Genomic DNA, 10,577 nt, shown 5'->3' on the forward strand with positions numbered 1-10,577 from the left:
ATAAGATATGTTGTAAATTTGAATGTTTTATTATTTTTTATAAAACGCTCAAAAAAATGAATTTTATATTCTTATTAATAGCAATTTTTGGATTTATTATTACGGTTTTGCTATTATTGAAAAAAAATGTCAATAAATTACCTCAGCAGTTTCTTGCCCTTTTTTACTTTATTTATTCCATTTACGCCTTACAAACTTTCATTGTTACAGATGGATTACTAGCTCAATTTAGATGGTTCTATTTTTGGCCACTTCTTCTTTATAGTATAATTACTATACCTGTTTACTTCTATTTTAAAACTATTATGGAAGATAAGTTTAAATGGAAATGGCAATACCTATTGCTATTCGTTCCTTTTATTCTAAGTCTAATAGATTTAGTGATTGTATTTAGTAAACCAGCCACTGATTATAATCAGATAATCGATAAGGCCATTGCTTTTCCTGAATTGCGGTTTAACGCTCACTATGGTGTACTTAGATTAAACGAGCATTATAGCTTAAGGCATTTATGGCTCTTGGTTTATCTGCTTTCTTTAGGCTCCGTGTTAAAGCGCTTTTTAGCATTAAACCAAAAAGACCAACTTAAGGTTAAACTCAATAGATGGTTGCTTCTATTTTATACAGCATTAATATTAATGGCAGTGATTACGCTATTTTTTGGAATTGAAAGGCTTTTAGGATCAAACATATTATATGTAACCGCCAAAAGTTTACATAGCCTACAAATAATTTTATTCTTAGTCTTATTGGTTATTAGTATTGTTCCTTTATACTTCCCGTCTATTCTCTACGGATTTCCAAAAAATCAATTCGTAGTTTCATCCACAACTTCAAATAATTCTGCCTTATCCGAGCAGTTATATGGATTGGATAATCAAGAACTGAATAATACATTAATACAACTAGAGAAACAGGAAGTATTTTTAAAACAAGGTTTTAATTTACAGGCGTGTGCTGAACTTTTACAGGTACCACCTTATCATGCTGCCTATTTTTTCTATCAAACCAAAGGAGTCAGCTTTACAACTTACCGAAATAAGATTAGAGTAAATAAAGCAAAACAGCTAATTGATACCGGTTTCCTAAAATCAAACGATCAAAATGCTCTTATTTCTGCATGTGGTTTCAATAACAATAGTGATTTCATAAAAACTTTTGAGAGAATATCGGGTTATAGTTTAGAAGCTTATAAAGCTAAATAATTTTGTGAGCAATATTTATTTCGCTATTATATAATCTACGATTGACTTTAACTCCTCATCTAGAGTAATTGTTGGATATTCCTTTTTCGCCAAACGATACCAATATCCTGCATTAAAACGGTCGCCTTCCTTTCTGTGTAAATAGGCATGTAACCAACTACCCAAGGTATTGTGCATATCTTGAGCTATATTATGGGAAGACTCCCAATCTCCTTTTGCATCATACCAAGCAGCTTTTAGCCCGTCCGTCCATTCTTCTGGCACTTGAGACAACTCTAAACTCTTTTCGAATTCTGGATAAGTCTTCGGTATCATTTTACTACGCGTTTTATTAGCTTCTCTACGGTTAATCCTTGCCCTATAATGGAGAATACCACTACAATGTACGTAATCACCAAAAATGCATCTCTATGCATCTCATCAGATAAACCTAATGCCAGTGCTATGGATATACCACCACGCAATCCACCCCAGGTCATTACCAAATTAGTTTTCGGAATAAAATCTAATTTTTTTTCAAAGAATTTAATGGGAATCAATAATGATAAATAACGACAAATAAGTACTAACGGAATTGCCAATAATCCGGCAATTACATATTCTGTTTTAAAGGATAACACGAGCATTTCCATCCCTATCAAAACAAATAGAAGTGTATTCAAAAGAATATCTAAAAGCTCCCAAAATTTATCTACATAGGTTTCCGTTGTTTCTGACATGGCAGAATTACGAACGGTATCATTACCCACCACTAAACCAGCTGCTACCATTGCCAAAGGAGCCGATAAATGAAATTTTTGAGCAATTAATGTACCCACCATAACCGTTGCCAAGGTGATGATTACTTCTATGTCATAATCATCAATAGAACGCATCAACTTATATGTTCCCCAACCAAGAGCAAGACCAAGAGCTAAACCACCAATAACCTCAATACCAAAAAGCTCTATAATATCTAAAGGAGTTACTGGCACCTCAGTGGCTGAAGCCAATTGAAAGATTGTTAAGAATACCACGACCCCTACTCCGTCATTGAACAACGACTCCCCTACTATTTTAGTTTCTAACTTTTTAGGTGCTCCCGCTTTCTTCAAAATTCCTAAAACTGCGATAGGATCTGTGGGTGATATTAAAGACCCGAACAGCAGACAATAAATAAAAGAGATATTCATACCCAACAACTGCAATAAATAGTACATACCCGTACCCACTAGAAAAGTGGAAACTAACACACCTAGTGTTGAGAAGACCAGTATAGGCCAACGTTGTACTTTTAATTGTTCAAAATTGGTATGAAGTGCTCCTGCGAATAACAGAAAACTCAACATAATATCTAGAAGTACAGATTTAAAATCTATTTGAGTAATAATATATCGTTCGGCATTTATCAAGGTATCGTCTACATAGCCTATAACAAAAACGACCAAGGTAAAAACAATAGTAATCAGCATTAAACCAATACTGTTCGGCAATTTTAAAAATCGGGCATTTATGTAACCAAAAATTGCCGAAAGAAATACTAGTACTGAAATTATTGTAAAAACATCCATAATTGTTTATCCTAACATATTTATAAAATCTTGCTCACTAATAATAGGAATTTCTAAGCTCTCCGCCTTGGTACGCTTACTTGGTCCCATTTTATCACCTGCAACTAAAAAAGAAGTTTTTGAAGATATCGAAGAACCAACCTTGCCGCCATTATCTTCGATTTTCTTTTTAAGCTCGTCTCTACTCAAAATCTCGAACACACCAGAAACCACAAAGGTTTTACCCGAAAGCATATCGGTCTGGTTTTGTAATTTCTCTGCAGATATTTCTAATTGCACTCCGTAGCTACGTAATCTTTCAATAGCATCAATATTCCTTTTGTTTGCAAAAAAGTCGATTACGCTTTGTGCTATACGCTCCCCTATTTCATCTACCGATGTTAAGTGCTCTAACGTAGCTTCTTTCAAGGCATCTATATTCTTATACGCCTTTGCCAATTTCTTTGCTACCGTCTCCCCTACAAAGCGAATACCCAACGCAAACAATACACGCTCAAAAGGTACTTGTACCGATTCTGATACTCCTTTTACTAAATTCTCGGCAGACTTCTCAGCCATACGTTCCAAAGGCAACACATCTTCTTTAGTGAGTTTATACAAATCGGCATAATCATCTATTAAACCTTCTTTAAATAGCAGCTCTACCGTCTCACCACCCAATCCTTCTATATCCATTGCCTTTCTCGATATAAAATGCTGTATACGCCCTGTTATCTGTGGCGGACAACCATATTCGTTAGGGCAATAATGTTTGGCATCACCTTCTGTTCTAGTAAGCTCTGTTCCACATTCGGGACACTGATGTATGTACTCCGTTGGTTCTGAACCTGTTGGTCTTTTGGATAAATCAACGGCTATAATCTTCGGAATGATTTCTCCTCCTTTTTCTACAAAAACAGTGTCACCAACTCTAATATCAAGTTTAGCTATTTGGTCCGCATTATGTAGCGATGCTCTCTTTACCGTTGTACCCGCTAATAACACAGGCTCTAAATTTGCCACGGGAGTTATTGCCCCTGTACGCCCAACTTGATATGTAATTTCATTAAGCGTAGTAAAAACTTGCTCCGCCTTAAACTTATATGCCATTGCCCATCTAGGCGCTTTGGCGGTAAATCCTAATTCTTCTTGATTCTGAAGACTATTTACTTTTATTACTACTCCGTCCGTCTCATAAGGCAATTCATGGCGTTTTACGTCCCACTCTTCTACAAATGCCATAACTTCATCTGTGGTCTGGCAAAGCTTTGCTACTGTTGGCACTTTAAAACCCCATTCACGGGCTTTTTCCAACATATGATATTGAGAGTCGATATTCAGGTTTCTACCAACAATACTGTACAATAAACAATCTAAAGGTCTTTGCGCCACCATACTACTATCCTGAAGTTTTAAACTACCTGACGCTGTATTTCTTGGGTTCATATAGGGCTCTTCGCCATTGGCAATCCGTTCTTCATTCATTTTTATGAATCCGTCAAACGGCAATACAATTTCTCCACGAATATCAAACTTATCCGGGTAATCTCCCTTTAGTTGAAGTGGAACCGACTTAATGGTTTTAATATTATTTGTGACATCATCTCCTTGTATTCCGTCTCCTCGTGTAACTGCTTTTACCAATTTCCCTTGTTCATAAGTAATGCTGATAGATGCACCGTCATATTTTAACTCGCACGTAAAAGCTACAGGCACATCACCTAAATTACGCTGAATACGTTTCTCCCAATCTTCTAAATCTTCTTTAGAGTACGAATTATCCAAGGAATACATTCTGTGTTCATGAACTACCGTTGCAAAATTTTTGGTAATCATGCCACCAACTCGCAAAGACGGTGAACTGGCATCATAGAATTCTGGATGCTTTGCTTCCAACTCCTGTAATTCTTTCAATTTCATATCAAAATCATAATCAGAAATGGTCGGGTTATCCAACACGTAGTAATTATGATTATGCTCGCGTAATTCTTTTCTTAGTGCTTCTATTTTTGATTTCATATTCCCTAAAGCTGCTCTTTATTTATCCATTTTGGTGTCGGTAACGGTATATAGTTTTCCATTTTTTCTAACAATGCATCTATTTCTTCATCTACCAAAATAGTATTTATATGTTCTTGTTTTACAAATCCTTCGCTGACCATGTCGTGCATCATCTTTAACAGCGAATCGTAAAATCCGTTTGTATTGAGTATTCCTATCGGATATTGATGCAGCCCCAATTGCGACCAGGTCAACATTTCAAAAAACTCCTCTAGTGTTCCGAAACCGCCAGGTAGCATTAGTATTCCGTCAGATAGGTCATGCATTTTCAATTTACGCTCATGCATATTTTGGGTCACAATCAATTTTGTTAATCCTTCATGAACCACTTCTTTCTTTCTCAAGAATACGGGAATGACACCGACTACCTTTCCGCCATTGTTCAATACTCCCATAGCTACTTTACCCATGATGCCTATTTTGGCTCCACCATACACCAGCTCAATAGTTTTCTTTGCGAAAGTCTCTCCCAATTCATACGCCTTCGAACCATATTCAGAATTGACACCTTCGCTGCTACCGCAAAACACTACAATACTTTTCATTTTTTTGTTCCTTTTATCATTCGGTCATTACCAAACATATCTTTCCTTAACTCTATAGTCTTAAAATTAGAGTCTAATAATAACTGCTTAGTTTCTTCTCCTAAATACTGATTGATTTCTAAATACAAACAACCATTTTTATTCAAATGGTCTGCTGCAAAATTAACCACAACGTTATAAAATTTTAACGGGTCATTATCAGGTACAAAAAGTGCTAAACTAGGTTCATGGTCTATAACATTTTTTTTCATTTCTGCTTTTTCTAATTCTCTCACGTACGGCGGATTAGAAATAATGATATCAAATTTCTGATTTAATTCTTTTACTGAGGTTCCATTTTTTAAAGAGAATATATCTGCCTGTATAAACTCGACACTGGCATTCAGCAATCCGTTATTTTCCTTAGCTACTTCTAAGGCGTCCGAAGAAATATCTAACCCAAAAACTTTTGCATCCGTCAGGTTTTTATCCAAAGAAATCGGAATACACCCGCTTCCTGTACCCATATCTAAAATGGTCAACGTTTTAGCTGCAGTTTTAAAATCATCTAAAATCCAACGGACCAATTCTTCGGTTTCTGGTCTGGGTATCAATACATTTTTATTAACCTTAAAATCCAGGTCCATAAAATATGCTGTGCCTATAATATGTTGTATAGGTTTTTCTAATTTTAATTTTGATAAGGCATTGAAAATAATAGTCTCCTGCTCTTTATCAATAACTAACTCTGGCTGAATAGCTAATACAAAGCGTTCTAAATCAAAATAGTGCTCAATAAGCAAATAGAAGAAACTATTGACTTCTTCTTTCCCGTAAAGAACATCTAACTCGGTATGAAAAATATTTTTAATCTCCCTTAAAAGCACAACTACAAGGTTTTAAGCATGAAAACGGGACAAGAATAATGACCTGTATCGCCCATTCTGGCATCTATGTATTCAAAACCCATTTTCGTATATAATTTTTGGGCAGCCTCCATATATGGCATGGTCTCTAAATAACAGGCATCAAAACCATATTCTTTGGCACGCTCTATGCAAACTGTAATCATTTTATGACCTACACCTTTACCCCTAGCTGCCTCCAAAAAGTACATTTTCTGAAGTTCGCATACATTTCCCTCATAATTATCCAATTGAGCAACACCTGCACAACCTAATATTAAACCATTTTCTTCTATTACAAAATAAGTAGCCTTTGGTTTATCATAATGCTCAAACATTTTATCTAATGAAGGATCCGCATAAGCTGTACCCACTTTTGGCACCCCTAAATCCGTTAATACTTGCCGTATAACTTTAGCTACGTGTGGGTTATCTTCCTTTCTGATTTCCCGAATAATTACATTTTCCATAGAAACAAGACAATAGGTATTAAAGTATTATTTTTGAGGTGTGAAGATACGGGATATGCATATAAAGGTAAAGTTTGATGTTCAATAATAATCTAGCCCGTAATAAAAAAATGCCGTTACAATTAGATGATCTTTCTATTGATGAAAACTATATGCTTCGTTGCGTACAAATAGCAAATAACGGACTAGGCATTACCGCACCCAACCCAATGGTAGGCGCTTTAATTGTTTGTGATAATACTATTATTGGCGAAGGATTTACCAGTGCTTATGGTGGTTCTCACGCTGAGGTTAATGCTATAAATTCTGTTAAGAACTCCTCATTATTAAAATCATCTACCCTTTATGTGACTTTAGAACCTTGTTCCCATTACGGAAAAACGCCACCTTGTGCAGACTTGATTATAAAAATGGGAATCCCTAGAGTTGTCATAGGAATTAAAGATCCACATGAAAAAGTAGCCGGTAACGGAATTAAGAAACTTGAAGAAGCAGGTTGTGAAGTTAAGATCGGTGTTTTACAAAAAGAATGCCTAGAACACCATAAACGTTTTCTTACATTTTTTACTAAAAGACGACCCTATATCATTTTAAAATGGGCAGAAACGGCTGACGGATTTATTGCTCCCGAACCTACCAAACGCGAAGAAGAAAAAAAACCCTATTGGATTACCAATACCAAATCGAGACAATTAGTGCACAAATGGCGAAGTGAAGAAGCAGGAATTTTAGCTGGCACTAAAACAGTTTTGGCCGATAATCCACAATTAAACTTAAGAGATTGGGCTGGCAAAGCACCTACACGCATTGTTTTAGATAGAAGCTTGAAGATTCCTTCTGATTTTCATGTGTTTGATTGTAAACAAAAAACCATAATCTGCACAGAAATTACTGATCGCAAAGCAGATATAGAAGGAATAACTTATAAAATCATCAATTTTAATTCTGATGTACCGCAACAGCTGTGTAACATGATGTATGAAGAACAAATACAAAGCGTCATAATCGAAGGTGGATCACAAACACTACAAAGTTTTATTGAAGCTAACCTGTGGGATGAAGCTCGAATTTTTAGAGGCGCGAACTCTTTTACCAAAGGTATAGCCGCACCAAAAATTGTAGGCCACACCCAACAACAAATTCAAATTTTAACCGATCAACTAACCATAGTACGAAATGATTAAAAACATCATATTTGATTTTGGTGACATATTCATCAATCTAGATAAACAAGCTCCTTTATTAGAAATGGCCAAATTCGGATTCACTGAATTAACTCCGGAATTAGATACCATCTTTAAAGAATATGAAATGGGCTTAATGGAGTCCGACGAATTTGTGAATCAACTACAGGCAATTTTTACAAGTGCAACTAAAGAACAAATTAAAGACGCATGGAATTCAATTATCCTAGATTTCCCTGAAGAACGATTAAAGTTCATCGAAAAATTAAAGAACGACAACCAATATCGATTGTTCTTATTAAGCAACACCAATAATTTGCATATAGATAAAGTAAAAGAGTCTATGGGAATAGACCGGTTTAACAGGTTTAAAAACTGCTTTGAAGTTTTCTATCTGTCCCAAGAAATGAAAATGCGTAAACCTAATGCAGATATTTATGAATTTGTTTTAAAAGAAAATAATTTAATTGCTGATGAGACTTTTTTCATTGATGATTCAAAAGAGAATGCAGATAGCGCTTCTAAACTTGGAATTCACTGTTGGAACCTGCAAGTAGGCAAAGAAGATGTACTCGAAACTTTAAGGCATCTCTAAATGTTGTATTTAGCACTTAGCATTCTATTTTCAAGTTTAATTTTCGTCATTTTTAAATTATATGTCAAATATGAAGTTCAAACGATATATGCAATAATCACCAATTATTTTATTGCTTGTACTGTTGGACTAATCTACTATAAAGCGCCAATAGACCTTGCCGTCATACCTCAAAAAAGTTGGTTTTGGGGAAGCATTGCCCTAGGTCTTCTTTTTATACTTATATTTAATTTGATGGCTGCAACCTCGCAGAAGTTAGGTGTATCTGTTGCTTCTGTCGCCACCAAAATGTCACTTACCATACCGGTTTTATTCGGAGTGTTTTATTATAAAGAATCTCTTGGAGCTTTAGAAATCATAGGAATTGTACTTGCCTTGTTTGCCGTTTATTTTACATCGTTAAAGGAAAAGAAGATAAAAGCGGAGAAATGGGCTTTTGCCTTACCTGTCTTAGTTTTTATTGGTTCGGGTACCATTGATACCAGCATAAAATATTTTCAAGATGCACATATGCCAGAAGATGAATATGCACTATTCTCTGCTACGGTTTTTGCATCCGCAGGAATATTCGGTTTATTTTTCATCGGATTCAAATCTACCCAACAGCGATTAAAAGTAAATTTTAAAAATTTAATTGGCGGTGTATGCTTGGGAATACCTAATTATTTTTCCATCTACTTTTTATTAAAAGCGCTACAACATCCTACTTGGAACAGTGCATCGGTTTTTACTATCAACAATGTGGCAATAGTAATGTTCTCAACTTTATTGGGCATTTTACTTTTTTCAGAACGCTTAACGGTCAAAAACTGGTTGGGAATAGGATTGGCTATATTTAGTATTATTCTGGTCGCATTTGGTCAGCAATTAAGGACTTTCCTTTAAATTAAACCTTCTAATGGATACCTACAGAACTATCTCTAAACCATCTGAGCCTATTATGTTCAAAGAGCGAAAGAGCAAGTTTTATTGCTATTGCTTTCCGGTTTCTGATGAAGACACTATTAAAGAACATATCGAAGCGTTAAGAAAAGAGTACCCAACCGCAAATCATGTATGTTACGCTTGGCAAATGGGTGTTGAGACCAAATCATATAGAGCAAATGACGATGGCGAACCAAACAACTCTGCCGGCATGCCCATTTATGGTCAACTACAATCTTTTGACGTAACTAATACCTTGGTGGCCGTAGTTCGTGTTTTCGGCGGTACAAAATTAGGTATTGGGGGATTAATAAGTGCGTACAAAGAAGCAGCTAAGTTAGCTTTAGAAAATGCTGCTATAATTACCAAAGTCCTACAACAACAATTATCAGTTACTTTTGAATATTCAGAAATGGATATTGTTATGCGTTTGGTAAAAAAACATCAATTGAATATAGTATCGCAAGATTTACATCTTAAATGTAAAATGATTCTGTCTATCAATAAAAGTGATTTCATGAAAACATTGAAACTTTTAAAGGCTCATCATAAACTGGATATAAAGGAAATTGTGTAGTTTCTAATACTTCAATTTATCTAAAAGTAATTGAGGACATTTAGTCGGTCTTTTACGTTTCATATCCATAAAAACCAAAACCGTATTTGCCGTAGCCAATAATTCTCCTGCTTCATTCGTAATTTCATAATCAAATTCTATTCGTACCGCAGGTTTTTTGTTCAAAATAACTTTAACAGTTATTAAATCGTCATACAAAGCTGGCTTCAAATATTTTATCGATAAACTGATTACCGGAAGCATTATTCCGCCTTCCTCCATGTTTTTGTAAGAAATACCCAACGCTCTTAACCATTCTACTCTTGCTAATTCTAAATATTGAGCATAGTTACCATGATAGACAACCCCCATCTGGTCAGTTTCACTGTATCTAATTCTAAAAGAAATTTCGTTTGTACGCATTTAATTGAAGTAAAAAGTATATATTTAAAAGCTCCCCTATTGAGTAAACGAACATGAGAAAAAAAAAGGTCAAATTCAATGACAATCGATTTTTTTTTTCAATAAATTGTTCACATATTTGTCCCAGTTGAATGAGAACCTATAATGATTTTTATAATCACCTATAGCTCAACGCTAACCATTAAAAGTGTATAATTTATT

12 protein-coding genes are annotated in these 10,577 nt (G+C 35.0%); 5 read left to right on the forward strand and 7 right to left on the reverse strand.

Annotation, left to right across the window (positions count from 1 at the left end; all coding sequences use genetic code 11):
• The first annotated feature begins 56 nt into the window (after positions 1–56).
• Complete coding sequence (locus BTR34_RS18420) at positions 57–1,205, forward strand: helix-turn-helix domain-containing protein (protein ID WP_068484634.1); 1,149 nt, start codon at positions 57–59, stop codon at positions 1,203–1,205.
• A gap of 15 nt (positions 1,206–1,220) precedes the next feature.
• Here BTR34_RS18420 and BTR34_RS18425 read toward each other — a convergent pair whose 3' ends face one another.
• The 6 genes from BTR34_RS18425 to BTR34_RS18450 are packed head-to-tail and all read right to left on the reverse strand — an operon-like array spanning position 1,221 to position 6,694.
• On the reverse strand, positions 1,221–1,520 hold the full coding sequence (locus BTR34_RS18425) for a hypothetical protein (protein WP_068484633.1): 300 nt from the start codon (positions 1,518–1,520) through the stop codon (positions 1,221–1,223).
• Entirely contained in the window at positions 1,517–2,755 is a 1,239-nt protein-coding gene (locus BTR34_RS18430; protein ID WP_068484632.1) for a cation:proton antiporter, read from the reverse strand. Before BTR34_RS18430 ends, BTR34_RS18425 begins: the two co-directional genes overlap by 4 nt.
• A 6-nt stretch (positions 2,756–2,761) precedes the next feature.
• On the reverse strand, positions 2,762–4,753 hold the full coding sequence (gene ligA, locus BTR34_RS18435) for an NAD-dependent DNA ligase LigA (protein WP_068484631.1): 1,992 nt from the start codon (positions 4,751–4,753) through the stop codon (positions 2,762–2,764).
• A gap of 5 nt (positions 4,754–4,758) precedes the next feature.
• On the reverse strand, positions 4,759–5,340 hold the full coding sequence (locus tag BTR34_RS18440; protein ID WP_068484630.1) for an LOG family protein: 582 nt from the start codon (positions 5,338–5,340) through the stop codon (positions 4,759–4,761).
• Positions 5,337–6,206 carry a peptide chain release factor N(5)-glutamine methyltransferase gene (gene prmC / locus BTR34_RS18445; RefSeq protein ID WP_068484629.1) on the reverse strand — a complete coding sequence of 290 codons (870 nt, stop codon included), beginning with the start codon at positions 6,204–6,206 and terminating at the stop codon, positions 5,337–5,339. The genes BTR34_RS18440 and prmC overlap by 4 nt, the downstream gene beginning before the upstream one ends.
• A 2-nt stretch (positions 6,207–6,208) precedes the next feature.
• The gene (locus BTR34_RS18450; protein ID WP_068484628.1) at positions 6,209–6,694 is read right to left on the reverse strand and encodes a GNAT family N-acetyltransferase; all 486 of its coding nucleotides are present in this window, start codon (positions 6,692–6,694) and stop codon (positions 6,209–6,211) included.
• A 77-nt stretch (positions 6,695–6,771) separates the two neighbouring features.
• Here BTR34_RS18450 and ribD point away from each other — a divergent pair, with 77 nt between their 5' ends.
• Genes ribD through BTR34_RS18470 form a run of 4 tightly spaced genes read left to right on the forward strand, consistent with a single transcriptional unit; the run spans position 6,772 to position 9,974 of the window.
• Positions 6,772–7,878 (forward strand): bifunctional diaminohydroxyphosphoribosylaminopyrimidine deaminase/5-amino-6-(5-phosphoribosylamino)uracil reductase RibD, encoded by a 1,107-nt coding sequence (ribD, locus tag BTR34_RS18455; protein WP_244893343.1) that lies wholly within the window; start codon positions 6,772–6,774, stop codon positions 7,876–7,878.
• Positions 7,871–8,473, forward strand: coding sequence for an HAD family hydrolase (locus BTR34_RS18460; protein WP_068484627.1), 603 nt, complete (start codon positions 7,871–7,873; stop codon positions 8,471–8,473). The genes ribD and BTR34_RS18460 overlap by 8 nt, the downstream gene beginning before the upstream one ends.
• Positions 8,474–9,358, forward strand: coding sequence for a DMT family transporter (locus tag BTR34_RS18465; protein ID WP_068484626.1), 885 nt, complete (start codon positions 8,474–8,476; stop codon positions 9,356–9,358).
• Positions 9,359–9,371: 13 nt separating this feature from the next.
• Positions 9,372–9,974, forward strand: a complete 603-nt coding sequence (locus BTR34_RS18470) for an IMPACT family protein (protein WP_068484625.1) — start codon at positions 9,372–9,374, stop codon at positions 9,972–9,974.
• 3 nt (positions 9,975–9,977) lie between these two features.
• Here the strand turns inward: BTR34_RS18470 and BTR34_RS18475 are convergent, their stop codons facing one another.
• Positions 9,978–10,376, reverse strand: coding sequence for an acyl-CoA thioesterase (locus tag BTR34_RS18475; protein WP_068484624.1), 399 nt, complete (start codon positions 10,374–10,376; stop codon positions 9,978–9,980).
• Between the last annotated feature and the right edge of the window lie 201 nt (positions 10,377–10,577).

This window comes from Maribacter hydrothermalis (assembly GCF_001913155.1).
GTDB classification, from domain to species: Bacteria; Bacteroidota; Bacteroidia; order Flavobacteriales; family Flavobacteriaceae; genus Maribacter; species Maribacter hydrothermalis.